Source organism: Sphingomonas bisphenolicum (genome assembly GCF_024349785.1).
Lineage (GTDB): Bacteria > Pseudomonadota > Alphaproteobacteria > Sphingomonadales > Sphingomonadaceae > Sphingobium > Sphingobium bisphenolicum.
The window spans coordinates 318,625-344,327 of the sequence record NZ_AP018817.1 but is presented as its reverse complement, the minus strand read 5'-3'; the positions used below and the strand labels follow the sequence as shown (position 1 = coordinate 344,327).

The following is a 25,703-nucleotide window of genomic DNA, read 5'->3' as shown; positions in this document are numbered from 1 at the left end:
TAGTGCGCACATGTATGAAGTTCGGGAAAGGCAGGCAAAGCATGGCCGATCATGACTCCAGGGACGGCAATATCGCCCGGACCCTCTATCCGCCGATCGCCCCCTTCGCTTCCGGCCATCTCGATGTCGGCGACGGCCATCATATCTATTGGGAGCGGGCCGGCACGCCCGGCGCGAAGCCGGCCGTGTTCCTCCATGGCGGGCCGGGCGGCGGCATATCGCCCGATCATCGCCGCCTGTTCGACCCGGCGCGCTACGATGTGCTGCTGTTCGACCAGCGCGGCTGCGGCCGATCGACGCCCCATGCCGATCTGACCGCCAACACGACCTGGGATCTGGTTGCAGATATCGAGCGGCTGCGCGCGATGATGGGCGTGGAGCGATGGCTGGTGTTCGGCGGAAGCTGGGGATCGACGCTGGCGCTGGCCTATGCGCAGGCGCATGTGAATCGCGTCACCGAACTGGTGTTGCGCGGCATCTTCACGATCCGCAAATCCGAGATCGACTGGTATTATCAGGCGGGCGCAAGCCGCATCTATCCCGACAAGTGGGAACGGTTCGTTAGCCCGATCCCGCAGGCGGAGCGCGGCGATCTGGTGGCCGCCTATCGTCGCCGTCTGACCGGCGATGATCGCGCCGCCCAGATCGCGGCGGCGCGCGCCTGGAGCGTGTGGGAAGGCGAAACGATCCGCCTGCTGCCCGACCCGGCGCTGTCGGCGACCCACGACGCCGACGATTTCGCGCTCGCCTTCGCCCGCATCGAAAATCATTATTTTGTTCATGGCGGCTGGCTGGAGGACGGGCAGCTGATCCGCGACGCGGGCAAGCTGGCGGACATTCCCGGCGTCATCGTGCAGGGCCGCTACGACATGGCCTGCCCCGCGGAAACCGCCTGGGCGCTGCATCGCGCCTGGCCGCAGGCGCGCTTTGAAATGATCGAGGGGGCGGGGCACGCCTATAATGAACCGGGCATATTGGACGCGCTGATCCGCGCGACCGACGGCTTTGCGGATATAATAGAGGGATGAGGGGGCAGCCCATGAGCGGAACGGCCATTGTCGGCATCATCATACTGATCTTCGTGACCGGGTTCGGCCTGCTGGCCGGCTGCCCCGCTTATAATGTCTATAGTCAGGAACAGGCCGGGCGGGCGGCGCTCGCCGAAGCGCAATCGTCGCGCCAGATAGCGGTGCTGGAAGCGCGCGCCCGGCTGGAAAGCGCCAAGATGCTGGCAGATGCCGAGGTCGTGCGAGCGGAGGGGGCAGCGCGTGCCAACCGAATATTGCAGGACAGCCTGGGCGGACCCGACGGCTATCTACGCTATCTGCAAATTCAGGCGATCGACGCCAAGGATGCCAGTATTATCTACGTGCCAACCGAAGGCGGTCTGCCGCTGCTGGAAAGCAACCGTCTGGCGCCCCGGACCAGCCCGGCGCCATAAAGGCCTCAACGCGTGCCCGGCCCCAAGGCGGGATCGAGGTCGCGGGGGCGGGTGAAGCTGCTCAGCGTCGCGCTATTCTCGCCTGCTTGCCCCCAGCGGTCGATGGCGAGGTCGAGCACGGCGATGCTGGCGGTCGGGAACTTGACCTCCACATCCTCGCGCAGCGGATTGACGCCGTCGTCGGGGACGAGGTCGAGGATCAGCTCCTCCAGCCCCGGATTATGCCCGGCCAACAGCGCGCTGTCGGCGCTGTCGGGCAGGTCGCGCACGACGTCGAACAGGGTGGGCGCGGATGCCAGGTAGATGCGCCGGTCCCAGCGCGCATCGAGCGTCTGGCCATAGCCCGCGAAGAAGGTTTCCAGCGTCTGCATCACCCGCACCGCGGGGGAGGCGACCAGCAGGTCGAACTGCATCTTCCGCTGGGCGGCGAACTGGCCCATCAACATCGCGGCCTTTTCGCCGCGGCGATTCAAGGGCCGGTCGAAATCGCGCGCCACCGGATCGTCCCAGTCCGATTTGGCGTGGCGCAACAGGGTCAGGCGCTTCATTGTCTCTCCTGTTCGGGAGTCCCTGATCGGGGCAGGCCGGATTCGCCCCCCTGATGCCCGAGCAGGCCGGTTTCGCCAAGCGTTTCGCGATGCGACGCCCCGCTGACGGCGATGATCGCCTCGTCCAGCGTCAGGCGGCGGATCGGCGTTCCGGAGGGGAAGGCGCTCAGCAAGCGGCTGGGCATGGCGGCGGACAGGATGACGAAATGGCCCTTGTCCTCGGCCCGTCGGATCAGGCGGCCAAAGGCCTGCGCCAGCCGCGCGCGGATCAGCCGGTCGTCATAGGCGCTGCCGCCGCCCGCCAGTCTGCGCGCGGCGTGCAGCACGGTGGGCTTGGACCAGGGCACGCCCTCCATCACCACCAGCCGCAGCGAATGCCCCGGCACGTCAACGCCGTCCCGTAAAGCATCTGTGCCCAGCAGCGAGGCACGCGGATCGTCGCGGAAGATATCGACCAGCGTGCCGGTATCCATCGGGTCGACATGCTGGGCGTAGAGTGGCAGGCCGGTGCGCGCCAGCCGGTCTGCGATGCGGGCATGGACCGCGCGCAGCCGCCGGATCGCGGTGAACAGCCCCAGCGTCCCGCCGCCCGCCGCCTCGATCAGCCGGCCGTAAGCGCCGGACAGCGCCGCTATATCGCCGCGCTTGATGTCGGTGACGATCAGTACTTCGGCGCGGCCGGGATAGTCGAACGGGCTGGCCGCCTCGAACCGTTCCGCGCCATAGGGCAGATGCGTTGCGCCGCTGCGCGCCTCCGCATTGGACCAGTCACCGCCGCCCTTGAGCGTGGCGGAGGTCAACAGCACGCCCTGTGCGGGCTTCAGCACGGTTTCGGCGAGCGGGCGGGTGGGATCGAGCCAGTGGCGATGGATGCCGATATCGAACTCGCGCCCTTCGACCCGGTCTACCGTCATCCAGTCGACATAGTCGGGGTCGGCCGGTCCACCAATGCGCGCCAGCAGCGCCAGCCAGGCCGCGATCAGGTCGCGCCGCCAGCCGAGCGAGGCGATGGCGCCCTCGACCCGCGCCCGCGCCGCGCCGTCCAGCCAGTCGGGCGCATCCTCGATCACTGCCTCAAGCCGGCGGGACAGACGCACCAGCGGCTTGATCAGCGCGTCGAGCGCCAGTGCGGCCTCCTGCGCCGCATCGACCAGCGCGCCGTCGGGTTCCGCCAGTTCCGTCTCCAGCCCATAGCCGGCATCCGCCTCGCCCGCCGCTTCCGCGCGGGTATAGACGGTGCCGCGCACCGCGGCGAGCAGCGTTTCCAATGGTCCGAACGGCTCGGCCGCCACCACCCGCTTCAGCCAGTCGTCGGCGGGCAGCGCCTGCGCTGCGTCCACTGCTGCGCGGATCGCCTGTCCGCCTTCCTCGTCATAGCTGGCGAGGTCGGACAGGCGCGCCGCCAGCCCGCGCCGCCGTCCGCGCGATCCGCCCTCCGGTCCCATGATCCAGCGGCGCAGCTCTATGGCCTCCTGCCCCGACAGGGCGACGGAGAAGGTCGAATCGGCCGCATCGAACAGGTGATGCCCCTCGTCGAAGACGATGCGCTGCGGGCGTTGCCCGGTTTCGCGGCCCCGCGCGGCGTTGATCATCACCAGCGCATGATTGGCGATGACGATATCGGCGTCGGCCGAGGCGCGCGCCGACCGCTCGATGAAGCATTTGCGGTAGTGCGGGCAGCCGGCATAGATGCACTCGCCGCGCCGGTCGGTGAGGGCCGTGGAGCCGTTGCGCCGGAACAGGGTGGGCAGCCAGCCGGGCAGGTCGCCGCCGACCATGTCGCCATCCTTGCTGAAAGCGGCCCAGCGCGCGACCAACTGGGCGAGGATGGCGGCGCGACCGGCAAAGCCGCCCTGCAACGCATCTTCCAGATTGAGCAGGCAGAGATAATTTTCCCGCCCCTTGCGCACCACCACCCGCTTCGCCGCGACCGCGGGATCGGGAAAGAGACGGAGCGATTCGCGGTCGAGCTGGCGTTGCAGCGCCTTGGTATAGGTGGACACCCAGACCGTGCCCTGCGCTTGCATTGCCCAGAGGGAGGCGGGGGCGAGATAGCCCAATGTCTTGCCGATGCCGGTGCCAGCTTCGGCCAGCAGCATATTGGGCTGGTCGCGATGCTTGCGGGGCAAGAAAACGGTGCTGGCGGCGGCGGCATAGGCGCGCTGGCCGGGGCGCGGTTCCGCCCCCGCGCCGGTCAGCGCGTCCAGTCGCGCCAATATCTGCTCCTCGTTCAGGCTGACGGTGCGCGGGGCGGGGCGGGGTTGGGCCTCTTCCCATTCGGGCAGTTTGGAAAAGAGCCAGCGCTCCGCTTCCTTGGGCCGGGCGATGCGCGGCGCGACCAGCGGCGACCAGGGCCAGCGCAATCGATGCAGCGCCTGCGCCGCCGTCCAGCCGCCCTCCCGCTCGGTCCAGTCGGCTGCCTCCAGTCGGCCCAGCAGCAACGCCGCCCCCTGCTGCAACAGTGCCGGGATGTCCGACTCGCTGGCCGGCGCGGGCAAGCCGAGCGCCGCGGCCAGCCCCTTGGGCGTGGGCACGAGGAAGCGCGCGGGATGGAGAAAGGCCCAGAGTTCGAGCAGGTCGAGCCCATTGAGTTCGGGATAGCCGAGCCGCTGGCCGGTGAGGGGCGCGTTCAGCAGCAGTACCGGGGTTTCGGCGGTGCGCGCGATCGCCTGTCCTTTGGCCAGCGCCTGGGTGCGGTCGCCCTCGCGCAACCAGATGCCGCCATGGCTGGCGTGAAGCGCGGGCAGGGTGGCGGGATCGATCACCTGTCCGGGCTTAGGCGAACAGGAACAAAAGGAAAACCTGAAAAGTGGCGCGTGTCAGCCCGTGCGCCGTCCGAAACCACCGCCGCCGATGCTGGCGCCGCCGAAGCCGGCCGGGATGCGCGGCTGAAAGGCGGCCGGCGCGCGTTTGGCGGCGCGGGCCATTTCAAGCTGCTCGTAAAGCGGGCCGTCGCTCAACTCATAGGGGAAGCGGATGCCCATCCGGTCCTCTTCGGACCAGCGGACCGTGCCGAAGACGATATAGCCGTCCAGATCGATCTGGCATTGCGACCGTGCAGGCAGGGTGCAGCCCACCACTTGGGCGCCGCCTTCGCTCAGGTCGACGATCACGCCGTCCAGGCTGTCCAGCACCGTCGTAACGACGATGGGGATCTCCACGGCTATGCGCTCGCGGCTGCGCTGAATCTGCATATGGCCTCCTGTGGCGCCATTATCGAGGTCCAGGGTTAATGAAATCTAAATATGAGAACGATTCTTAACGTGGATTTGCCGCCAATACCCGTTTTCTTTCGCCCTTTCCGGGTTTAGGGGGCGTTCCATGACCATGTCCGACATCATCCGCACCGCCGCGACCGCCTCCAAGGCCTGGCCCTATGAAGAAGCCCGCAAGCTTCTGAAGCGCTATGCCAGCGGCGCGCCGGACAAGGGACATGTCCTGTTCGAGACCGGCTATGGTCCGTCGGGCCTGCCGCATATCGGCACCTTCAACGAAGTGTTGCGCACGACGATGGTGCGCAACGCCTTCCACGCGCTGTCGGACATTCCCACCCGGCTGGTGGCGTTCAGCGACGATCTGGACGGGTTCCGCAAGGTGCCCGACAATGTGCCGAACCAGGCGATGCTGAGCGAATATCTGGGCAAGCCGCTGACGCAGGTGCCCGATCCGTTCGAAAAGTTCGAAAGCTTCGCGCATCATAATAATGCGATGCTGCGCGACTTTCTCGACAGTTTCGGCTTCGACTATGAATTCGTCTCTGCGACAGAGCAATATCAGGCTGGCGCTTTCGACGAAGCGCTGCGCCAGGTGCTGCGCCGTTATCAGGCGATCATGGACATCATGCTGCCGACCCTGCGCAAGGAACGGCAGGCGACCTATTCGCCGGTCCTGCCGATAAGCCCGAAGAGCGGCATCGTGCTACAGGTGCCGGTCGAGGTGATCGACGCCGAAGCCGGCATCGTCCGCTTCGTCGATGACGGCGAGACGATCGAACAATCGATCCTGGGCGGCGCGGCCAAGCTGCAATGGAAGGTCGACTGGGCGATGCGCTGGTATGCACTGGGCGTCGATTATGAAATGGCGGGCAAGGATCTGATCGATTCGGTTACCCAGTCGTCCAAGATTTGCCGCGCGCTCGGCGGCCGCCCGCCTGAAGGCTTCAACTACGAGATGTTCCTTGACGAGAAGGGCGAGAAAATCTCCAAGTCCAAGGGCAATGGCCTCAGCCTCGAACAATGGCTGACCTACGGCCCGCAGGAAAGTCTGGCCTTCTACGCCTATCGCGAGCCGAAGAAGGCGAAGCAGCTCCACATGGGCGTCATCCCGCGCGCAGTGGACGAATATTGGCAGTTCCGCGGCAATTATTCCAAGCAGGCGATCGAGCAGCAACTCGGCAATCCGGTCCATCACATCCATGACGGCAAGCTGCCGCAAGGTGAGTTGCCGGTGACCTTCGGCCTGCTGCTGAACCTCGTCGGCGTGATGGGCGACGCCAGCCGGGAGCAGGTCTGGTCCTATCTGCAAAATTACGTTCCGGGGGCGAGCGCGCAAACCTATCCGGAACTGGACGCGCTGATCGGCCATGCGCTGGCCTATCATCGCGATTTCGTCGCGCCGACGCTCAAGCGCCGTGCGCCCGACGCCAATGAGGCGGCTGCGCTGCGCCGGTTGGATGCCGAACTGGCTGCGCTGCCGGAAGGCGCATCGGCCGAGGATATCCAGAATATCGTCTATGCCATCGGCAAGGACGAGGCGTTCGGCTTCGCCGAGCTGCGCGACTGGTTCAAGGCGCTCTACCAGACGCTGCTGGGCGCCGATCAGGGGCCGCGCATGGGCAGCTTCATCGCGCTGTACGGTATCGAGAACAGCCGGACGCTGATTGCGCAGGCGCTCGCCGCCTGACGCGCGCCGGCGCGGAACATTCCGCGATGGTCGGGCGTTCTGCGCATCGGTCCACCCCCCTTTCGGACTGGTGATGCGCCTTGCGTGCGTCATCGGCCGCGTGCGCCCGGAAACGGGCGGCGCGGCCAAGCGGGGGGTACAAAGAAAAGCGGCCCCGGACGATCCGTCCGAGGCCGCTTTTCTGTGATGGTATTTACCAGAAGAAGGCGCGATGGGCCGTAATCACCCGGCCGGTGCGAACATTGACCAGCAGCACGTCGTTATAATGCCGCACCCAGCGCTGGTTCACGCCCGGGCGGGGCAGGCGATAGCGGTTGATGTCGGTGATGTAATAGCGCGAGCTATAATAGGCAGGACGAAGTTGCGCCCCGGCATTCCACTGGCTGTAACGGAACGGCGCACGCCAGTTGCCGCCGCGATAGACATCGCGATGGGTGCGACGATAATCGCGCCAGTCTTCGCGCGCTTCCTGACGGGCGTCACGAACGTCCCGGCGCGCTTCACGCACGTCGCGGCGGTCGCCATAGCGCTGCGCCTGGCGCAGGTCGCGCTTCTCCTCACGCAGATTGCGTTCGCTGCGGCGCACCTCGCCGTAGGATTGGGCCGACGCGACGCTCGGTGCGACGGTGGCGGCAAGCAGACCCAGGATGATGAGTTTACGCATAGAAATTCTCCCATATTCCGTGGCGGTTGAACCTGTCCGGCAGGATCGGGTTCCGTCGCCTACACAAGGGTTATGGGATTTGGCGGCTGAACGGTGCGAGAATGAAGCTGTCAGATTCCAGTCATTTATGTCGCAAAGTGTAACCGGCGGACGACAGGGGTCAGCCCCAGGGGCGTTCGCGAAACCATTTGGTGACGACATATTTGGTGCCCCGTTCGACGGGCCGCGCCGCATGGAGGCTGAAGCGGTTGGGCGCGCCGTCGCGGTCCATATTATTCCAGATCAGGATCATGCCCTCGACCGGCGGCACCATGAATTCGCATTGCGGGAAATGGGTTTCGCCGCCAGCCTCGACCGGCGACAGATAGATCATGGCGGTCCATGTCCGCTGCCCGCCGCTGGTGCGCATTTGCGGCCAGTAGCTGGCGGTGACCGGGAAATAGTCGCAATGGACCTTATATTCCTGGCCCGGGGCGTAGCGTTGTCCCTGCAGCGTTTCGCCATGGCGGGCGGGCAGGCCGGTCAGTGCGCAGATGCGGTCGCTCACCGCCAGCACGAGCTTGTCCCAGGGATTGAGGTTGCAGCTATGACTGGTGCGATAATCGGCGTTGGCGCTGCCCGAAAACAGGGTGGACGGTTTGGCGTCGGCGTCGATCATCGCGCGCAGGCCCGCCGTTTCTTCCGCGCTCAGAAAATCCTGGCGTCCGTAGATTTCGAGTTGCGGAGCGTCGATGCGATGCACCATCGGATTGCGGTCCAGCCGTTTGCGCACATCCTCGCCGATACCGGCGCGCAGCGGCGACGCGGTGCCGCCATCATCCCTGTCTTCGCTCATATTTTGGCTCATGGCTGCGTCCTGCCACAGAGGCGACCATCCTGAAAAGACCCCGGCGCGTTTCCGCTCCGGGGTCAGGGGTTCCTGAAGGCCAGTCCAGGAAGGGGCACTCGTCTGGCATAGGCGCGGCTGCCGCCGCGGCATCACCAGAAGAAATTGTTGATCACGTCAACCACATAGCCGTCGCGAATATCGACCAGCAGGGCATCGTCATAGTAACGGATCCAGCGCAGCGTGCCATAGGCTGGCGGCAAGCGGTAGCTGTAGGGATCGTCCAGCCAGTAGTTGTTGGAATAGAGCAGGCTGTTCAGCACGATACCCACCGAAAAGCGGCGATATCCATAGTCCCAGCCGCGCGGGGCATAATAGCGGCCCATGCGATAACGGTCGCCATAGCGGTTGCGATAGCTGTTCCAGTCGTAACGCCGATCCTGACGCCAGCCATTGTCCCAGCGTCGCTGATTGCTCCAGCGCGTGCGATCGTCATAGCGGCGACCATTATTCCAGTTGGCGCCGGCCTGACCGCGATTCTCGGTCCAGCGGCGATCGTCCCTGCGGTCATTGCGCCAGTCCTGACGGTCCTCCCGCCGATCGTTGCGCCAGTCCTGGCGATCCTCCCGCCGAGCGTTCCGCAAATCCTGCGTGATGTCGCGACGGCCATTGCGCCAGACGGGCGGGCTTTCGCGTTGGTCATTGCGACGGTCCTGCCAATTTTGCTGGCGATCGTCGCGCCGGTCCTGGCGCGCTTCGCGCTGCGCCGGCGTGCCGGGGCGGTTCTGATCGCCCCGCCATTGCGGATTGGCGCGCTGTTCAGGGCGTTGCTCGAGGCGGCGCTCGGGGCGCACTTCCGGTCGCGGCGGCGCCATCTGCGGCGCGGGCCGTTCGGCCATGCGCTGCTGCCAGCGTTGCGCCTGCGCTTCGCCGCGCGGCTGGTCCATGCGGTTGCCGCGGGATATGGCGACGCCGCCTTCGGCGCGGCCAGCCCGCTCGCCACCGCGATTGCCGCGCTGCTCCGGGTTGTTCTGGGCATAGGCCGGTGCGACGCCGCTCAGCAGCGTTGCGGTCATCAGACCTGCCAGCATCATCTTCCTCAACATCGTCGTGACTTTCGTTGGCCGGGGACACTACGCCCCCTCATGATCCCTCTCTACGCAAGGCGCGATGTCGAGATGCTGAACCCGTCCGACAGCTATTTGAAAGAATCGGGGAAAGACGATAGACAGGCGATATTCAGACGACGAGTGTCCGTTGGTACGTGTCGCATTGGCGACGAAACCCCGGAGTGCGCCCAGAAGCTGATCCAGATCAGTGCGCCGCCGTGTAACTGCCTATAGGACTGACGAGTGACGATATCTCCCGATGCTGGCCAGACCCGCCAGGCCTTGCGCGAAGCGACGATGGAAAGCCATCGGCGGGTCGATTCCATCTATGCCGGTTTTGCGCTCGATTCGGTGATCGATTATCGCGCCTTTCTGACGGCCCATGCCAAGGCTCTGGGCGGTCTCGAAGCCGCGGCCCGGCCCGATGCGCCGCGGCTGCCGCTGCTGGCGCAGGATCTGTCGGCGCTCGACCTCCCTTTGCCCGATCCGCTGCCATTGGAGGCGCGTCCGGGCGACGGCTTCCATTGGGGGCTGCGTTATGCGCTCGAAGGATCGCGGCTGGGCGGCGCGATGCTGTCGCGCCAGGTCGCGCCGGGCCTGCCCAGGGCTTATCTGTCGGCCGCGCATGGCAAGGGCGAATGGATAGCCTTCCAGCAGGCGCTCGACAGCGCCGCGCGCGAAGGCGGCGAAGGCTGGCTGGACGACGCCGTGCAGGGCGCGCAGGCGGCCTTCGCCCTGTTCGCGCAGGCCGGCCAGGCGGCCGATCAGGCGGTCGGCCATGGCTGACCGGGAAGTCCCCGACACGATCTTTACGGTCGACCTCGACAATTGCGATCGGGAGCCGATCCATGTGCTGGGGACGGTTCAGCCCTTCGGCTTCCTGATCGCGCTGACCGCCGACTGGCTGGTGTCGCGCGTATCGGCCAATAGCGCGCAGTTCATCGGCCTCTCGCCCGACGACATGCTGGGCAAGCCGGTCCATACCCTGCTGGATGGGGAAGCGATTCACGCGCTGCGCAATCGCATCACCCTGTTGCGCGGTCCCGACTCGGTCGAGCGGCTCTTTTCGATCCCGCTGATGACGGGCGGCCCGGCGTTCGACGTGGCGGTCCATTTCTCCGGCCCGCTGGTGGTGGTCGAGGCGGAGCCGGCGGCGCATGACGAGATGGAGGCGAGCAGCACCGTCCGTTCCATGGTCGCCAGGCTCGCCCAGGCCGATAGCATGACCGCCTTCCTGCGTGACGGCGCGCGCCAGGTGCGGGCGCTGACCGGGTTCGACCGGGTGATGGTCTATCGCTTCGCCGATGGCGGGGACGGCGAAGTGGTCGCCGAAGCCTTGAAGCCGGGCATCGAGAGCTTCTTCGGTCTCCATTATCCCGCATCCGACATTCCTGCACAGGCGCGGGCGCTTTACCTGCGCAATATCTTCCGCGTGATCGCCGATGTGAAGGCGCAGCCGGTGCCCATCGTGCCGCAGCTCGACCCGACCGGCGCGGCGCTCGACATGTCGCTCTGCCTGACCCGTGCCGTGTCGCCAATCCATATCGAATATCTCGGCAATATGGGGGTGGGCGCCTCGCTCTCCATCTCCATCATCGTGGAGGGCAAGTTGTGGGGGCTGTTCGCCTGCCACCATTATGCTCCGCGCCTGCCGACCTTTGCGCAGCGCAGCGCCGCCGAACTGTTCGGCCAGATTTTCTCGATGATGCTGGAAAGCCGCGAGCGCGGCGACACCGCCACCTATGAAGGCAAGGCGCGGCAGGTGGCCGACCGGCTGATGTCGGCCGTGGCGCAGGATCATGATCTGCTGACCAACGCCCGCTGGCTGGGTGATATCATCTTCGACACCATCCCCGCCGATGGGGTGGGCGTTTATATCGACGGGCAGATGACCTTTTCGGGCCTTGCTCCCGACGAACCCGCCTTTGTCGCGATCGTGTCGATGATGAACCGTGTCGCCGCCAGTCAGGTCTATACCACCGACAATCTGTCGTCGGTCTTGCCGGAGGCCGCCGCCTATGCCGATCGCGTGTCTGGCCTGCTGGCGATCCCGCTGTCGCGCCGTCCGCGCGACTATGTCGTGCTGTTTCGCGCCGAACAATTGCGGTCGGTGCGTTGGGCGGGCAAGCCGGAAAAGGACATCGAATATGGCCCCAACGGGCCGCGCCTGACCCCGCGCAAAAGTTTCGAATCCTGGTCGGAACTGGTGAAGGGCGTGGCGCTGCCGTTCCTGCCCGCCGAGCTGCGCGTGGCCGAAGCGCTGCGTACCGCCCTGCTGGAAGTGATTCTGCGCCTGTCCGATTCCGCCGATGCCGAACGGCAGCGGGCGCATGAGAAGCAGGAATTGCTGATCGCCGAACTCAACCATCGGGTGCGCAACATCCTGTCGCTGATCCGCGGGCTGTTGTCGCAGACGCGGGATAGCGCGCGATCGGTCGACGAATTTATCGGCACGCTGGAAAGCCGCGTGCATGCGCTGGCCCGCGCCCATGACCAGATCACGGCCGATCGCTGGAGCCCGGCGCGCCTCTACGATCTGATCGAGGTCGAATCGGGCGCCTATCTGGGCGAACGCAGCGACCGGGTCCGGCTGTCCGGGCCGAATGTGCTGCTGACGCCGGGCTGCTTCACCGTGCTGGCGCTGGTGATCCACGAAATGCTGACCAATGCCGCCAAATATGGCGCGCTGTCGGACAGCGGCGTGGTCGCGATCGACTGGCGGGTGGACGAGGATGGCAGCCTGCTGATCGACTGGACCGAAAGCGGCGGCCCGGCGGTGATCGCGCCGACGCGGCGCGGCTTCGGATCGACCGTGATCGAGCGATCCATTCCCTATGATCTGGGCGGCCATGCTGAAATCAACTATCGGCTGGCGGGCATCGAGGCGCATTTCTGCATTCCGTCGGCCCATGTCGTGTCCGTGCTGCCCGATGTGACGGGTACCGATCGCGCGAAACCGGTGGCGGTGGTCGAACCCGGCCTGCTGAAGGGGCGCACCGTCCTGCTGGTCGAGGATAATATGATCATCGCCATGGATGGCGAGGATGCGTTGCGCGACCTGGGTGCGGAGGTGATGACCGCGGCCAGCATCGGCCGCGCGCGGGAGGCGATCGCGATCCAGCCGGTCGACCTGGCGGTGCTGGACTTCAACCTGGGGCATGAAACCAGCCTGCCGATCGCGGACCTGCTGGCGGCGCGCGGCATTCCCTTCATCTTTGCCACCGGCTATGGCGATGGGCTGGAATTGCCGGCGCAGTTTGCAGATGTGACCCTGCTCAAAAAGCCCTATTCCAGCGTGACGCTGGCGCAGGCGCTGACGCCGGTGATCGACGCGGCGCCCTGAACCGCGACAGCGAAACGGACAGTTTCCGCATCGTCGATTGCAGGCCGGCCGGCAGGTGGCGATCTATGCGCCATGTCTACCCAGCCAACCCTTTTCATCCCCCATGGCGGCGGTCCCTGCTTCTTCATGGACCCGACCGATCCGGACCATCCGCACAGCGACCCGATGTGGCGGCCGATGCAGGCCTATCTCGCCGGTCTGATCGCGACCCTGCCCGAACGGCCGCGCGCGATCCTGCTGGTGTCGGGCCATTGGGAGGAGGAATCCTTCACTGTCCATGTCGGCGAACGGCCGCCTTTGCTGTTCGACTATTATGGCTTTCCGCCGCACACCTATACGCTGCGCTGGGACGCGCCGGGTGCGCCCGAACTGGCGCGCCGCGCCACCGCGCTGCTGCAGTCGAGCGGCTTCGCCACGGCGGAGGAAGCTACGCGGGGCTGGGACCATGGCGTCTTCGTGCCGCTGAAGGTCGCATTGCCCGATGCGGACATTCCCGTCGCCCAACTGTCGCTGCACCATGACCTCGATCCGGCCGCCCATATCGCGGCCGGGCGTGCGCTGGCTCCGCTGCGCGACGAAGGCGTGCTGATCGTCGGGTCGGGCATGAGTTTCCACAATCTGCGGGTGCGCGGGCCGCAGGCGATCGCACCGTCGACCGCCTGGGACTATGCGCTGACCGCCGCCGTGACCGATCCCGATCCGCAGAGCCGGGCGGCGCGTGTCGCTGCCTGGGACCATCTGCCGCAGGCCCGCTTCGCCCATCCGCGCGAGGAGCATCTGTTGCCGCTGATGGTGGCGCTGGGCGCGGGCGGCGACGATGCCGCCACCTGCGACCATCGCAGCTCGGTCATGGGCTGGTCGGTGTCGGGTTACCGCTTCGGCTGAGCAGCCGGCCGGCCCAGCGCCGGCACGGTCCGCGCGGCATCTTCCGGGGTGATGCCCGGCGGTGGCGCGGCGGCGCCCTGATCCCCGCTGCCCTGATCTTCCCCGCGCATGATCCGGCCGGCCCGCTTGATCGCGCCGCGCAGGCGCGGGTAGATGCCACAACGGCAGATATTGGTGATCGCGCCGTCGATCTCTTCGTCGGAGGGATCGTTGGTCCGTCGCAGCAGCACCGACGCGGCCATGATCATGCCGGGGATGCAATAGCCGCATTGCGACACATTATCGGCGGCGAACGCCTGTTGCAGCGGATGGCCACGATCGGGCGACAGCGCCTCGATCGTGGTGACGAAGCGGCCTTCGGTCTTGCCGATCGTCACCTGGCAGGATCGCACCGCCTCCCCATCGATATCCACGGTGCAGGCGCCGCAGTCGCCGGTGCCGCAGCCATATTTGGTGCCGGTCAGGTTCGACGCATCGCGCAGCGCCCAGAGCAGGGGCGTGTCCGGGTCCATGCGATATTGCACCGGCCGGTCGTTGACGGTGAAGCGGGTCACGCCACCCCCTTTTCGGCGGCATCGATCTCTTCCGCTTCCGCCTTGTGGTAAAGCACTTCGTTGCGGATATGGATGGTCCGCGACGCCAGCCGGATTTCCTGGATGAAGGTGGCGAAAGCCCCCGCCTGCAGCAGCATCGCCAGGCTGAACAGGACGGCGATGGGTGTGCCGAGATGGGCGTCGAACAGATTGCCCGCGAACAGCAGGATGACGACCAGGCAGACGGCGCAGGCCGACGCGACCGACAGAAAGATCGCCGCATTGACCACGCTCATGCGCCGGTCCAGCACGCGGATTTCCGCGACCATACGATCATGTTCCTTGCCGCGCGTCGTGAGCACCAGCTTTTCCACGTCGCGCGCCCGGTCGATGATGCGCGCAAGGCGGCTGACGCAGACGTTGAGGAAGGCGCCGATGCCCGCCAGCAGGAACACCGGTGCAAGCGCCAGCTGGATGGTCTGGGCGACCTGGCTGACCTGGGGCAGGGGGATCATCAAGCGGCACCTCTCATCCCGTGAAGCTATCCGCCATTGGGGGACAAGGAGCAAGGGACGGTGTCAGGGATAAATGCGTCGCTAAATGCGACTGTGTTCGGGCGTGATGGCGCCCCCGCAACGGCAGGAGCGCCATAGGGGATCAGGCGACGCCCTTGGACGAAGGCGCATTGACGCCCATGGACTTGAGATACTGTTTGATGTTGCGCGCCGCCTGCCGCAGGCGCTGCTCATTTTCGACCATGGCGATACGGACGAAGCCCTCGCCATCCTCGCCATAGCCCACGCCCGGCGCGACCGCGACCTTGGCATGGGTGAGGAGCTGCTTGGAAAATTCCAGGCTGCCCATCTCCTTGAGCGCAGGCGGCAGCGGCGCCCAGCAGAACATCGATGCGCGCGCCGGCGGAATGTCCCAGCCGGCGCGGCCGAAGCTTTCGACCAGCACGTCGCGGCGCTTGTGATAGAGAAGGCGGTTCTTCTCGACGATGTCCTGCGGCCCATTGAGCGCGGCGCAGGCCGCCGCCTGGATCGGCGTGAAGGCGCCATAGTCGAGATAGGATTTCACCCGCGTCATCGCCGCGATCAGCTTGCGGTTGCCAACGGCGAAACCCATGCGCCAGCCGGCCATGGAATAGGTCTTGGACAGCGAGGTGAATTCGATTGCGACATCCTTGGCGCCCGGCACCTGGAGGATGGAGGGCGTCGGATTGCCGTCATAATAGAGTTCGGAATAAGCGAGGTCGCTCAGCACCCAGACCTTGTTCTCCTTCGCCCAGGCGACCAGCCGCTCGTAGAAGGCGAGGTCGACCGTCTCTGCCGTCGGGTTGGACGGATAGTTCACCACCAGGATCGACGGGCGCGGCACGGTGAAGGCCATGGCGCGGTCGAGCGAGCGGAAATAATTCTCGTCCGGGGTGGTCGGCACCGACCGGATCGTCGCGCCGGCGATGATGAAGCCGAACGTATGGATCGGATAGCTGGGATTGGGCGCCAGCACTACGTCGCCCGGCTCGGTGATCGCGGTGGCGAGGCTGGCCAGCCCCTCCTTCGATCCCATGGTCACGACGACCTCGGTTTCCGGGTCCACCTCCACGCCGAAGCGGCGGGCATAATAATTGGCCTGCGCCTTGCGCAGACCGGGGATGCCGCGCGACTGGCTATAGCCGTGGGCGCTCGGCTTCTGCGCCACCTCGATCAGTTTGGCGATGACATGGTCGGGCGGCGGCAGGTCGGGATTGCCCATCCCCAGGTCGATAATATCCTCTCCCGCGGCGCGCGCGGCGGCCCGCATGCCGTTCACTTCGGCGATGACATAGGGCGGCAGGCGCTTCATGCGGTAAAATTCTTCGGACATTATAGGGGCTTTCCTGAAAGCTCTCTGTAAGGAATAGTGGGTGACGCGCCGTTGGCATGTCACAATCTGGCTATAACCCGCCCGATTGCGACGCGCCAGCGAAAGCCGCGCGAAGCGACGATGCCAGGAGGAGCAAGGTGGCCATGGAAAAAGCCGATGTCATGGAACCCCACCTGCCCACATTGCAGCAGATGCAGCAATGGACCGAGGTGATCGGCCGCGCCCAGCAATTGATGCTGGAACAGGCCGCCGGCGCGACCGGCCGGGCGTTGCCGTTCGACCCGGAAACGGTGGCGCGCATCCAGACCAGCTTCGCCGACGAAGGGCTGGCGCTGTGGCAGCGTTTCCTCGATTCGGGCGGATTGCTGCGAGACCAGCCGGACCCGGCCCCCGCTGACAGTCCGGCGGCGGCGAAGGACCGCCGCTTTGCCGACCCGGCCTGGACGCAGCATCCCTTTTACGACCTGATCCGGCAAAGCTATCTGCTGGTGTCGGACTATATGACCCGGCTGGCGGACGCGGTCGATGGGGTCGATCCCAAGGCCAAGGCCAAGCTGCGTTTCGCCACCAGCGGGATGCTGGACGCACTGTCGCCCGCCAATTTCCCGCTTACCAACCCCATCGTCGTGCAGAAGACGATCGAGAGCGGCGGCGAGAATCTGGTCAAGGGCCTCAAGCATATGCTGGCCGACATGGAAAAGGGGCAGTTGAGCCACACCGACGGCACCCAGTTCGAACTGGGGCGCAACATCGCTGCGACGCCCGGGAAGGTCATCCATGAAACCCCGCTCTACCAGTTGATCCATTATGCGCCCTCGACGGCGGAAGTGCTGGAAACCCCGCTCATCATCTTCCCGCCCTGGATCAACCGATTCTATATTCTCGACCTGTCGCCGGAAAAGAGCTTCGTCAAATGGGCGGTGGACCAGGGGATCAGCGTGTTCCTGGTGTCGTGGAAATCGGCCGACGCGTCGATGAAGGATCTGGTCTGGGATGATTATATCCTGAAAGGCCAGATCGATGCCATCGACACGGTACGCGATCTGCTGAAGGTCGAGAGCGTCCACACCATCGGCTATTGCGTGGCCGGCACGACGCTCGCCGCGACGCTGGCGCTGCTCGCGGCGCGGGGACAGGCGGACAAGGTGGCGAGCGCGACCTTCTTCACCGCGCAGGTGGATTTCGCCCAGGCGGGCGACCTGACCCTGTTCGTCGATGACGAGCAGATGAAGCTGGTGGACCAGCTTTCGGCCGGCGGTTTCATGGACGGGCGCTATATGGCCGCGACCTTCAACCTGTTGCGCGGGCGCGACCTGATCTGGAACTATGTCGTCAACAACTATCTGCTGGGGCAGGATTATCCGCCCTTCGACCTGCTCTACTGGAACGGCGACACCACCAACCTGCCGGCGCGATGGCACAAGGATTATCTGACCCGGCTGTACCGCGACAATCTGCTGGTCGTGCCCGGCGCGATCAGCGTGGACGGGACGCCGATCGACCTGACGCAGATCCGGACCCCCGCCTATGTGCAGGCCGGGCGGGAGGACCATATCGCCCCGCTGGAAAGCGTCTGGAAACTGACGGACAATCTGTCCGGGCCGGTGCGGTTCCTGCTGGCGGGGTCGGGCCATATCGCCGGGGTCATCAATCCGCCCGCAGCGAACAAATATCAATATTGGGTTGCTGAAGAGCCGCAGTCGACGCTGGAGGATTTCCTCGCGGTGGCGAGGGAGACCAAAGGCAGTTGGTGGCCCGACTGGCGCGCCTGGATCGAGCAGGGTGATTCGCGCCGGGTGCCGGCAAAGAGCGCGCGCCAGCCGGGGAAAGGTCGTCTCAAGGCTCTCGAGGATGCGCCCGGACGCTACGTAAAGGCGCGCTAAAGCCCGGTGATATGGGCTTTTCGGCCAATCGTGCCGGCAAGTGGTCGAACCGTCCGTTTCAATTTTGTTGCACTGCACAATAACTCTTGCAAGACTCCCGCAAAGCCCTTATTGTGCAGTGCAACAAACGGAGGATGGTCATGGCTGTTACACCAAAGACCCCGAAGAGCAGCCCGCGCGCCAAGCCCGGCTCGACGACCTTGTCGGCGAGCGAGGCATTGAAGGCGGCGGAAGCGGCGATCGGTGGCCCGGCTGAAAAAAAGCCCACGCCCAGGAAGGCGGTTTCGGCGGCGGTAAAGCCGATCGATACCAATCCGCAGAAGGAGCCAGCGCCGACTCCTGCCCCGACGCCCACGCCGACCCCGACGCCCACGCCCGCTCCGACGCCTTCGTCGAAGGCCGAGCCTGTCGAGATCCCGACCGAAAAGGCCGACCCGGTCGCGGTCGCCGCCGCCACGACTGCGGTGGACGCCGCGCCCGAACCCGAAATTACAGAGAGCCTGGCCAAGGCCGAAACCATCGCGACCCAGCCGCTGCCCGCAGAAGGAACCAAGATCATGAACGACGTCATCGAAACCGGTAAGAAGTTCGCCGAAGACACCAAGGCCAAGTTCGAAACGGCCTATGCCGACCTGAACGAGAAGGCCAAGGCCAGCGTCGAGAAGTCGACCAAGGCGATCGAAGAATTCAGCGACATCGCCAAGGGCAATGTCGAAGCGCTGGTCGAATCCGGCAAGATCGCCGCCAAGGGCATGGAAACGCTCGGCCAGGAAGCCGTCGATTACAGCCGCAAGAATTTCGAAAAGGCGACCGCGTCGTTCAAGACCTTCTCGACCGTCAAGACGCCGACCGAATTCTTCCAGCTGCAGAGCCAGCTCTTTTCGAGCAGCTTCGACGAGTTCGCCAAGGAAGCCGCCAAGAGCAGCGAAGCGTTCATGAAGCTGGCCGGCGACGTCGCTCAGCCGCTGACCGCCCGCGTGAATCTGGTGACCGACAAGGTGAAGTCGCTGGCCGCCTGATCGGTCGCACTTTTATCGTCATAGCGCAGGGGCGTCGCTTCCTTCGGGGAAGCGGCGCCCCTTTGCATTGAAGCTGAAATATCGTCCCACCCACCCGGATCGATTGTCCGGCCCCTTGCCATGGGCCGGCAAATCGCCATATCCTCGGGCATCATGAACAGCCTTACCACATCCCATGCAGGCCCCGTTGCGATGGCCGGCCAGCATCCGGACGATCAGGGCGAGGGACCGGGCGGTCCCAGCGTCGGCATCGCCACCCGGACGCGCACCCGCACCAAGAAGCCCTCGCTCTACAAGGTGCTGATGCTCAACGACGACTATACGCCGATGGAGTTCGTCGTGCATGTGCTGCAGAGCTTCTTCCGCATGGATATGGAGGAAGCGACGCGGGTGATGCTGCATGTCCACCAGCGCGGCGTCGGCGTGTGCGGCATCTTCAGCTATGAGGTCGCCGAGACCAAGGTCAACCAGGTGATGGATTTCGCCCGGCAGAACCAGCATCCGCTCCAATGCACGCTGGAAAAGGCCTGACCGGGGCCGGGCGTTAACCGATCCTTGATCCGTGTAGCGCTTATATTTCAATAAATTACTACATTGAAATACAAGGTTTTTTTAGACCTTGTCGGCATCATGGCCCTGCTGAAACGAAGTGGGGACTTCCATCATGACCAGTATCAACAGCTACACTATGAACATGCCGCCATCGCCCCGCGCGATGATGGACCGCAAGATCGGCGCCGCCGTCGAGACGGGATCATTGTCGTCGGTCGATGGCGATGCGCTGGAAACGGCGCTCGATTCGATCGACACTGCACTGTCCACCTCGGCGAGCGAAGGCAGTGCGCGGCTCGATCCGTCGGCGATGAAGGATCGGATCGATTCGCTGATCGACGATCAGCTATCGGCCGGGACGCTGACCGAGGACCAGGCCACGGCGCTGCAAAGCTTCTTCGCGCAGGGACCGGGTGGCGCGACGGAAACCGCGGATGCCAGTGGCGAGGAAGGCTTCGGCATAGAGGGGATGGGCGGCGTCGGCGGCCCCGGCCCGATGCGCGGCCCGCCACCCGGCCCGCCGCCGTCGGAATCGACAGACGACAGCAGCACGACCAGCACCGATGCGACCAGCGCGACCGAGCAGTTGGATTCGATCATCGCCTTCCTTGAAAATTTGCGCAGCAGCCTGTCGCAGTCGCTGTACGGCAACGCGGCGAGCAGCACCGACAGCAGCAACAGCGGGCTGGTGATCGACAGTCTGGCCTGACCCGTCTTTCGCCTGGGGACTGGCGAAAGCCCGGCGGCGGCGCGGCATCGCCTGCCGTCGCCGGCCATGGTTTTCGCGGTTCCCTCGCGCGCCTGCCCATCCTACACCGGCAGGCGTGAACGAGACGCCAAGAGCCGACATCTACGACCTGGCCGTCATTGGCGGCGGGGTGAATGGCTGCGGCATCGCCCGCGACGCGGCCGGGCGCGGCGCGCGCGTGCTGTTGCTGGAGCAAGGCGACCTCGCCAGCGGCACATCGTCGGCGTCCACCAAGCTGATCCACGGCGGCCTGCGCTATCTGGAGCATTATGAATTCGCTCTGGTGCGCGAATCGCTGGCCGAGCGCGAACGGCTCTGGGGCATCGCGCCGCACATCATCCACCCGATGCGCTTCGTCCTGCCCTGGACACGCGGTCTTCGGCCGCGCTGGATGCTGCGGCTGGGCCTGTTTCTCTACGACCATATCGGCGGCCGTCGCGCCTTGCCCGCGACGCAGGCGATCGACCTGCGTCGCCATCCTGCGGGCGCTGCGCTGAAAGCCGGCTTCGGGCCGGGCTATTGCTATTCGGACGGATGGGTCGACGACGCCCGGCTGGTCGTGCTCAACGCGCGCGATGCCGCCGATCGGAGCGCTGATGTGCGCACCCGCACCGCTGTCGTCCGGCTGGCGCGCGCCGATGGTCATTGGCGGATCGTGACGCAATCGCAACGCGGCGAAGAGGTCGTTCATGCCCGCGCGGTGGTGAACGCGACCGGTCCGGCCGTGCTCGACCTGCTCCACCGCGCCGATCGGCCGACCGACCGGCATATGCGGCTGGTGCGTGGATCGCATATCGTCGTGCCGCGCCTGTTCGATCATGGCTTCGCCTATTTTTTCCAGTTGCCCGACGGCCGTATCTTCTTCGCCATCCCCTATGAGCGCGACTTCACGCTGATCGGCACGACCGACCGCGATCATGACGGCGGGCTGGACCATGTCGCCCCGAGCGCCGAGGAGATCGCCTATCTGTGCGAGGGCGCGAATCGCTATTTCGCGCGTTCGATCAGGCCGGCCGACGTCGTCTGGTCCTATGCCGGGGTGCGGCCGCTGGTCGACGACGGATCGGCCAAACCCGAAGCGGCGACGCGCGGCTATCGCCTGGAACTGGACGGGGAGGGCGCACCGCCGCTGCTCAGCGTCTTTGGCGGCAAGATCACCACCTATCGCCACCTGGCGGCGGAGGCGGTGGATATGCTCAAGCCCCATTTGCCCGCGCTCAAGGGCGACGACTGGACCGCCGCTGCGCCCTTGCCCGGCGGCGATTTTCCGATGACCGGCCTTGCGGACCTGATCGCCGGGCTGGCGCGCGACTATCCCTTTCTGGAGCCGACGACGGTCGATCGGATCGCGCGCGCTTATGGCACGCAGGCGCGGTTGTGGCTGGGGGAGGCGAAAGACGCGTCGGCGCTGGGGCTGGACTTCGGCCATGGCCTGAGCGAAGCGGAGGCGGCGCATATGGTGACGCGCGAATGGGCGCAGACCAGCGAGGACATGCTCTGGCGGCGGAGCAAGCTGGGGCTGCGACTGGACCGGCCGCAAGTCGCGCGGCTGGAGCGCTGGCTGGAGGAGAGGCTGTGAGCGAACGTCATCTGCTGGTGCTGGACGCGGGGACGACGTCGACCCGCGCTATGCTCTATGCCCCCGATGGTGCGCGGATCGCGACCGCGCAGGCGGACCTGACCCAATATTATCCGCAACCCGGCTGGGTCGAACAGGATGCGGCGGAAATCTGGACGCACACGCTGGCATGCGCGCGGCAGATGGTGGACCGTGCCGGGGGAGCCGACCGCATCGCCGCGATCGGCATCGCCAACCAGCGCGAGACGGTGGTCGCCTGGCACCGGCGCACGGGCGATCCGATCGGTCGGGCGATCGTGTGGCAGGACCGGCGCACGGCCGATCATTGCGCGGCCCTGCGGGCGCAGGGCCATGAGGCGCTGGTCCAGCAGCGCACGGGCCTCGTCATCGATCCCTATTTCTCCGCGACCAAGATGCGCTGGATGATCAACCACCGCCCCGAAGTGGCCGCGGCCGGACATGGACTGGCGCTGGGCACGATCGAAAGCTGGCTGGTGTGGAAGCTGACCGGCGGGCTGCATATCAGCGACGCCAGCAATGCCAGCCGGACGCAGTTGATGGCGCTGGACGGCACGGGATGGGACGCCGAACTATGCGCCCTGTTCGGCGTGCCGGGCGCGGCCTTGCCGGAGATCGTCGACAATGCGGGCGATTTCGGCGCAACCCTGCCGGATTGGCTGGGTGGACCGATCCGGGTCTGCGGACTGGCCGGCGATCAGCAGGCGGCGACCATCGGGCAAGGATGCCTGGCGGCGGGCGCGGTCAAGGCGACCCTGGGGACCGGGGCGTTCGTGCTGGCGCCGGTGGGGGCGGTGGTGCCGGCATCCGCAAACCGGCTGCTCGGCACGGTGCTGTGCCAGATGGACGGGCGGCGCCACTATGCGCTCGAAGGATCGATCTTCGTCGCCGGCAGCCTGATCCAGTGGCTGCGCGACCGGATCGGCCTGATCGCGGCGGCGGTCGATACCGATGCGATCGCCCGCTCCGTGCCCGACAATGGCGGGGTCTTCCTGCTGCCCGCCCTGTCCGGCCTGGGCGCGCCGCACTGGCGGCCGGAGGCGACCGGCGTCATCAGCGGGCTGACCCATGGGACGGGCAAAGCGCATATCGTGCGCGCCGCGCTCGAATCGATGGCGCATCAGGTGCATGACCTGGCCGCCGCCTTTGCCGCCGACGGCGCGCCGTGGCGGACGCTGCGGATCGATGGCGGGATGAGCGCCAACGACTGGATCGCGCAGGACATGGCCGACATGCTGGACCTGACGGTCGAACGACCCGCCGATGTCGAGACGACGGCGCGGGGCGCGGCCATGCTGGCGGGCGTCGGGGCCGGCCTGTTCCCTTCGCTGGAGGCGGCGGCCGGCATCGCGTCGGCGGCGACGCCATTTACGCCGCTGATGTCGGCGCAGGTGCGGGCGCAGCGGCTGGCGGGGTGGCGCGCTGTGCTGGCGCAGGCGGAATAAAGCGGCGCCCCGGATTTCGCGGGTCTTCTCCTCCACATGACCGGATCGGTCGTGAGCAAATATTAACGATGAGCGCCTAGCACTGGCCCATCATGTCGCGCACCGCTCTTCGCCAATCTCCCTCCTGGATCGGATCGGTCGCCACCGGCTGCGTCTATTTCGTGGTGGCGTCGCTTGCGCTCATGCTGTCGCGCTTTGAGGGCGGATTGGCGTTCATCTGGGGCGCCAACGCCTTCCTGATGGCGGAACTGCTGACATCGCGCACCGCCCATTGGCCGCGCGCGATCATCGCCTGCGGCATCGCCAGCGCCATCGCGACCGCCTGCTTCGGCATGGGGCCTCTCGCCGCGCTGCCCATGGCGGCTATCAACATCGTCGAATCGCTGATCGTGGCCGTGCTATGCCGCTGGTTCGTGGCCGACCGGATGGTGACCGGATCGATTCGCCCGCTGATCGTGTTCATCGTGGCGTTGTGCGGCGTCGCCAACATGGTGTCGGGCGTCGCCGCAGCGCTGGTGGCGTCGGCCCTGACGCCCGTGTCCTTCGGCCATTCCTTCGTGCAATGGTATACCGGCCATGTCCTGGGCGGGCTGACCTGCGCGCCGATTCTGATCATGGCGTTGCAGGGCGAATTCCGGCGATGGATGGACGAGGCCTCGAACCGAACGAAGCTGGAGGCGGTGCTGTTACTCGGCCTGTTCGCGCTGACGACCGTCCACGTCTTCTTTTGGGCGCGCTATCCGCTGCTGTTCGCGCCGCTGCTGCCGCTGGTGCTGATCGCCTTTAGGGTCGGCCATATGGGGTCGGCGGCGGCGATCATCCTGCTGGCCGCGATCGGCGGCAGTGCGACCATGGCGGGGGTCGGCCCGCTGACCTGGGTTCCCGGTTCGACGGGCGACCGCATCCAGTTCTTCCAATTCTATCTCGCGCTCAGCTTCCTGCTATGTATGCCGGCTGCCGTCGAGCTGGCAGCGCGCAAGCGATTGTTCCTGATGTTGCAGCAGAGCGAGGCGCGGTATCGCGCCATGGCCGAATATAGCGGCGACGTGGTGCTGCACATCAGCCTGGACGGCACGATCCAATATGCGTCGCCATCGGCGACTGAGCAGATCGGCTGCGCCGCGGACCTGCTGGTCGGGCAGGCGGTCGCCAATCTGGTCGACCCGCACGATCGCGCCACCGTGATCGCGACCCATCGTCTCGCGCTGGAACAGCCGGGCGCGGTGCACAAGGTCGAGTTCCGGCCGCTGGTATCGACCGACGGGCTGGAATGGTGCGAGATGGTGAACCGCGCCATGATCGACGAACGCGGCCTGCCGAGCGGCGTAGTGAGCATGATCCGCGACATGTCGCGGCACAAAGCGCGTCAGCGCGCGCTGCAACAGGTCGCCGCGCGCGATTCTCTGACCGGGGCGGACAGTCGCCGGGCCTTCCTCGACAAACTGGACCGCGAGATCGAGCGCGTCGCCATCGGCGCCCGCTCGTCCTTGCTGCTGATCGATATCGACCATTTCAAGGCGGTCAACGATCGCTACGGCCATGGCGCGGGCGATCGGGTGCTGAGCGCCTTCGTGGAACGGCTGCGGCCTGGCCTGCGCGCGGGCGACAGCATCGGCCGGCTGGGTGGCGAGGAATTCGCCATTCTCCTGCTCGACAGCGACGTCGACCGGGCGAGCATGCTATGCGAAAGGCTGCGCGCCATCCTGACCGAGCCGATCACCGTCGGCGCGTCGCTGGCCATCGGCGTGACGTTCAGCGCCGGGCTGGTCGAACTGGACGGCGCGTCCGATCGGTCGGCGATGCTGGAAGCGGCCGACAAGGCGCTCTATCGCGCCAAGCATAGCGGCCGCAATTGCCTGCGTCTGGCGGCCTGACCTCCCACGCGCCGACGCGGAAAATTTGCAATGTTATGTTGTAACTTACGGTCGCTTGGCCTAAATACTCGCAACCATGAAGTTGACCTTGCGCCATGCCCTGATGAGTGGCCGGATCGATCGCATCGCGATCGCGCTGTCGGGCTTGTGCGTCGCCCATTGCTTCGCCACGGCGGTGATATTGGGCCTGCTGGCGTCGGCGGGCGGAATCTTCGAAAGCCCCATATTCCACGAGGCCGGGCTGGTGCTGGCGATTTTGCTGGGCGCGGTGGCGCTCGGCCATGGCGCGCTGGTCCATGGTTATATGATGCCCGCGGCGATCGGATCGCTGGGGCTGGGGGTGATGGCGGGTGCGCTCACCATGGATCACGGCCTGCAGGAAGGCGTCTACACGCTGATCGGCGTCGGCATCCTGGCGCTGGGCCACGATCTCAATCATCGCGCCGGCCGCTAGGGCCGACCGCA

The 25,703-nt window shown here is 66.0% G+C and carries 23 protein-coding genes; 14 read left to right on the top strand and 9 right to left on the bottom strand.

Annotated features, from left to right (window positions below; translation table 11 throughout):
* Nucleotides 1–41 precede the first annotated feature (41 nt).
* Both pip and SBA_RS01640 read left to right on the top strand, forming a co-directional pair.
* Nucleotides 42–1,028, top strand: coding sequence for a prolyl aminopeptidase (gene pip / locus SBA_RS01645; RefSeq protein WP_261935674.1), 987 nt, complete (start codon nucleotides 42–44; stop codon nucleotides 1,026–1,028).
* A gap of 11 nt (nucleotides 1,029–1,039) precedes the next feature.
* Complete coding sequence (locus tag SBA_RS01640) at nucleotides 1,040–1,441, top strand: SPFH domain-containing protein (RefSeq protein WP_261935673.1); 402 nt, start codon at nucleotides 1,040–1,042, stop codon at nucleotides 1,439–1,441.
* Between the two features lie 5 nt (nucleotides 1,442–1,446).
* On the opposite strand, the gene SBA_RS01635 is transcribed toward SBA_RS01640, so the two are convergent.
* Genes SBA_RS01635 through SBA_RS01625 form a run of 3 tightly spaced genes read right to left on the bottom strand, consistent with a single transcriptional unit; the run spans nucleotide 1,447 to nucleotide 5,183 of the window.
* Nucleotides 1,447–1,989, bottom strand: coding sequence for a SixA phosphatase family protein (locus SBA_RS01635; RefSeq protein ID WP_224547842.1), 543 nt, complete (start codon nucleotides 1,987–1,989; stop codon nucleotides 1,447–1,449).
* On the bottom strand, nucleotides 1,986–4,754 hold the full coding sequence (locus tag SBA_RS01630) for an ATP-dependent DNA helicase (protein ID WP_261935672.1): 2,769 nt from the start codon (nucleotides 4,752–4,754) through the stop codon (nucleotides 1,986–1,988). The genes SBA_RS01635 and SBA_RS01630 overlap by 4 nt, the downstream gene beginning before the upstream one ends.
* 54 nt (nucleotides 4,755–4,808) lie before the next feature.
* On the bottom strand, nucleotides 4,809–5,183 hold the full coding sequence (locus tag SBA_RS01625; RefSeq protein WP_224547844.1) for a PilZ domain-containing protein: 375 nt from the start codon (nucleotides 5,181–5,183) through the stop codon (nucleotides 4,809–4,811).
* Nucleotides 5,184–5,310: 127 nt separating this feature from the next.
* Here SBA_RS01625 and SBA_RS01620 point away from each other — a divergent pair, with 127 nt between their 5' ends.
* Nucleotides 5,311–6,891, top strand: coding sequence for a lysine--tRNA ligase (locus SBA_RS01620; RefSeq protein ID WP_261935671.1), 1,581 nt, complete (start codon nucleotides 5,311–5,313; stop codon nucleotides 6,889–6,891).
* Nucleotides 6,892–7,084: 193 nt separating this feature from the next.
* On the opposite strand, the gene SBA_RS01615 is transcribed toward SBA_RS01620, so the two are convergent.
* The 3 genes from SBA_RS01615 to SBA_RS01605 all read right to left on the bottom strand — a co-directional run bounded on the left by SBA_RS01615 (nucleotide 7,085) and on the right by SBA_RS01605 (nucleotide 9,472).
* Nucleotides 7,085–7,555: an RcnB family protein gene (locus SBA_RS01615; protein WP_261935670.1), complete on the bottom strand. Its 471-nt coding sequence runs from the start codon at nucleotides 7,553–7,555 to the stop codon at nucleotides 7,085–7,087.
* 160 nt (nucleotides 7,556–7,715) lie between these two features.
* Nucleotides 7,716–8,390, bottom strand: a complete 675-nt coding sequence (locus SBA_RS01610; RefSeq protein ID WP_261935669.1) for a prolyl hydroxylase family protein — start codon at nucleotides 8,388–8,390, stop codon at nucleotides 7,716–7,718.
* A 143-nt stretch (nucleotides 8,391–8,533) separates the two neighbouring features.
* Entirely contained in the window at nucleotides 8,534–9,472 is a 939-nt protein-coding gene (locus SBA_RS01605) for an RcnB family protein (RefSeq protein ID WP_261936655.1), read from the bottom strand.
* Nucleotides 9,473–9,733: 261 nt separating this feature from the next.
* Between SBA_RS01605 and SBA_RS01600 the strand changes: the two genes are divergently transcribed.
* The 3 genes from SBA_RS01600 to SBA_RS01590 all read left to right on the top strand — a co-directional run bounded on the left by SBA_RS01600 (nucleotide 9,734) and on the right by SBA_RS01590 (nucleotide 13,718).
* The gene (locus tag SBA_RS01600; protein ID WP_390902361.1) at nucleotides 9,734–10,276 is read left to right on the top strand and encodes a biliverdin-producing heme oxygenase; all 543 of its coding nucleotides are present in this window, start codon (nucleotides 9,734–9,736) and stop codon (nucleotides 10,274–10,276) included.
* The gene (locus tag SBA_RS01595) at nucleotides 10,269–12,833 is read left to right on the top strand and encodes an HWE histidine kinase domain-containing protein (RefSeq protein WP_261935668.1); all 2,565 of its coding nucleotides are present in this window, start codon (nucleotides 10,269–10,271) and stop codon (nucleotides 12,831–12,833) included. Before SBA_RS01600 ends, SBA_RS01595 begins: the two co-directional genes overlap by 8 nt.
* A 72-nt stretch (nucleotides 12,834–12,905) precedes the next feature.
* Nucleotides 12,906–13,718 (top strand): DODA-type extradiol aromatic ring-opening family dioxygenase, encoded by an 813-nt coding sequence (locus SBA_RS01590; RefSeq protein WP_261935667.1) that lies wholly within the window; start codon nucleotides 12,906–12,908, stop codon nucleotides 13,716–13,718.
* Here SBA_RS01590 and SBA_RS01585 read toward each other — a convergent pair.
* The 3 genes from SBA_RS01585 to SBA_RS01575 all read right to left on the bottom strand — a co-directional run bounded on the left by SBA_RS01585 (nucleotide 13,703) and on the right by SBA_RS01575 (nucleotide 16,120).
* On the bottom strand, nucleotides 13,703–14,272 hold the full coding sequence (locus SBA_RS01585; RefSeq protein WP_224547854.1) for a (2Fe-2S)-binding protein: 570 nt from the start codon (nucleotides 14,270–14,272) through the stop codon (nucleotides 13,703–13,705). The genes SBA_RS01590 and SBA_RS01585 overlap by 16 nt on opposite strands.
* The gene (locus SBA_RS01580; protein WP_224547855.1) at nucleotides 14,269–14,766 is read right to left on the bottom strand and encodes a DUF2721 domain-containing protein; all 498 of its coding nucleotides are present in this window, start codon (nucleotides 14,764–14,766) and stop codon (nucleotides 14,269–14,271) included. The genes SBA_RS01585 and SBA_RS01580 overlap by 4 nt, the downstream gene beginning before the upstream one ends.
* A 142-nt stretch (nucleotides 14,767–14,908) precedes the next feature.
* Nucleotides 14,909–16,120 (bottom strand): LL-diaminopimelate aminotransferase, encoded by a 1,212-nt coding sequence (locus tag SBA_RS01575; protein ID WP_224547856.1) that lies wholly within the window; start codon nucleotides 16,118–16,120, stop codon nucleotides 14,909–14,911.
* 143 nt (nucleotides 16,121–16,263) lie between these two features.
* Between SBA_RS01575 and SBA_RS01570 the strand changes: the two genes are divergently transcribed.
* The 8 genes from SBA_RS01570 to SBA_RS01535 all read left to right on the top strand — a co-directional run bounded on the left by SBA_RS01570 (nucleotide 16,264) and on the right by SBA_RS01535 (nucleotide 25,692).
* Nucleotides 16,264–18,003 carry a PHA/PHB synthase family protein gene (locus SBA_RS01570; protein WP_261935666.1) on the top strand — a complete coding sequence of 580 codons (1,740 nt, stop codon included), beginning with the start codon at nucleotides 16,264–16,266 and terminating at the stop codon, nucleotides 18,001–18,003.
* Nucleotides 18,004–18,143: 140 nt separating this feature from the next.
* Complete coding sequence (locus SBA_RS01565; protein ID WP_261935665.1) at nucleotides 18,144–19,022, top strand: phasin family protein; 879 nt, start codon at nucleotides 18,144–18,146, stop codon at nucleotides 19,020–19,022.
* Between the two features lie 120 nt (nucleotides 19,023–19,142).
* Nucleotides 19,143–19,553, top strand: a complete 411-nt coding sequence (gene clpS / locus SBA_RS01560; RefSeq protein ID WP_261935664.1) for an ATP-dependent Clp protease adapter ClpS — start codon at nucleotides 19,143–19,145, stop codon at nucleotides 19,551–19,553.
* A gap of 133 nt (nucleotides 19,554–19,686) precedes the next feature.
* Nucleotides 19,687–20,283 (top strand): hypothetical protein, encoded by a 597-nt coding sequence (locus SBA_RS01555; protein WP_261935663.1) that lies wholly within the window; start codon nucleotides 19,687–19,689, stop codon nucleotides 20,281–20,283.
* Between the two features lie 115 nt (nucleotides 20,284–20,398).
* Nucleotides 20,399–21,901 carry a glycerol-3-phosphate dehydrogenase gene (locus SBA_RS01550; RefSeq protein WP_261935662.1) on the top strand — a complete coding sequence of 501 codons (1,503 nt, stop codon included), beginning with the start codon at nucleotides 20,399–20,401 and terminating at the stop codon, nucleotides 21,899–21,901.
* A complete protein-coding gene (locus SBA_RS01545) occupies nucleotides 21,898–23,364 on the top strand; it encodes a glycerol kinase (protein ID WP_261935661.1) in 1,467 nt (488 codons plus the stop codon). The genes SBA_RS01550 and SBA_RS01545 overlap by 4 nt, the downstream gene beginning before the upstream one ends.
* 92 nt (nucleotides 23,365–23,456) lie before the next feature.
* Nucleotides 23,457–25,238, top strand: coding sequence for a sensor domain-containing diguanylate cyclase (locus tag SBA_RS01540; protein ID WP_261935660.1), 1,782 nt, complete (start codon nucleotides 23,457–23,459; stop codon nucleotides 25,236–25,238).
* A gap of 76 nt (nucleotides 25,239–25,314) precedes the next feature.
* On the top strand, nucleotides 25,315–25,692 hold the full coding sequence (locus SBA_RS01535) for a MerC domain-containing protein (protein WP_224547867.1): 378 nt from the start codon (nucleotides 25,315–25,317) through the stop codon (nucleotides 25,690–25,692).
* Nucleotides 25,693–25,703 lie beyond the last annotated feature (11 nt).

Coding starts and splice junctions, on each gene's coding strand:
- pip (WP_261935674.1), top strand. CDS start 42: ATGGCCGATCATGACTCCAGGGACGGCAATATCGCCCGGACCCTCTAT.
- SBA_RS01640 (WP_261935673.1), top strand. CDS start 1,040: ATGAGCGGAACGGCCATTGTCGGCATCATCATACTGATCTTCGTGACC.
- SBA_RS01635 (WP_224547842.1), bottom strand. CDS start 1,989: ATGAAGCGCCTGACCCTGTTGCGCCACGCCAAATCGGACTGGGACGAT.
- SBA_RS01625 (WP_224547844.1), bottom strand. CDS start 5,183: ATGCAGATTCAGCGCAGCCGCGAGCGCATAGCCGTGGAGATCCCCATC.
- SBA_RS01620 (WP_261935671.1), top strand. CDS start 5,311: ATGACCATGTCCGACATCATCCGCACCGCCGCGACCGCCTCCAAGGCC.
- SBA_RS01615 (WP_261935670.1), bottom strand. CDS start 7,555: ATGCGTAAACTCATCATCCTGGGTCTGCTTGCCGCCACCGTCGCACCG.
- SBA_RS01610 (WP_261935669.1), bottom strand. CDS start 8,390: ATGAGCGAAGACAGGGATGATGGCGGCACCGCGTCGCCGCTGCGCGCC.
- SBA_RS01605 (WP_261936655.1), bottom strand. CDS start 9,472: ATGCTGGCAGGTCTGATGACCGCAACGCTGCTGAGCGGCGTCGCACCG.
- SBA_RS01595 (WP_261935668.1), top strand. CDS start 10,269: ATGGCTGACCGGGAAGTCCCCGACACGATCTTTACGGTCGACCTCGAC.
- SBA_RS01590 (WP_261935667.1), top strand. CDS start 12,906: ATGTCTACCCAGCCAACCCTTTTCATCCCCCATGGCGGCGGTCCCTGC.
- SBA_RS01580 (WP_224547855.1), bottom strand. CDS start 14,766: ATGATCCCCCTGCCCCAGGTCAGCCAGGTCGCCCAGACCATCCAGCTG.
- SBA_RS01575 (WP_224547856.1), bottom strand. CDS start 16,120: ATGTCCGAAGAATTTTACCGCATGAAGCGCCTGCCGCCCTATGTCATC.
- SBA_RS01570 (WP_261935666.1), top strand. CDS start 16,264: ATGGAAAAAGCCGATGTCATGGAACCCCACCTGCCCACATTGCAGCAG.
- SBA_RS01565 (WP_261935665.1), top strand. CDS start 18,144: ATGGCTGTTACACCAAAGACCCCGAAGAGCAGCCCGCGCGCCAAGCCC.
- clpS (WP_261935664.1), top strand. CDS start 19,143: ATGGGCCGGCAAATCGCCATATCCTCGGGCATCATGAACAGCCTTACC.
- SBA_RS01555 (WP_261935663.1), top strand. CDS start 19,687: ATGACCAGTATCAACAGCTACACTATGAACATGCCGCCATCGCCCCGC.
- SBA_RS01540 (WP_261935660.1), top strand. CDS start 23,457: ATGTCGCGCACCGCTCTTCGCCAATCTCCCTCCTGGATCGGATCGGTC.
- SBA_RS01535 (WP_224547867.1), top strand. CDS start 25,315: ATGAAGTTGACCTTGCGCCATGCCCTGATGAGTGGCCGGATCGATCGC.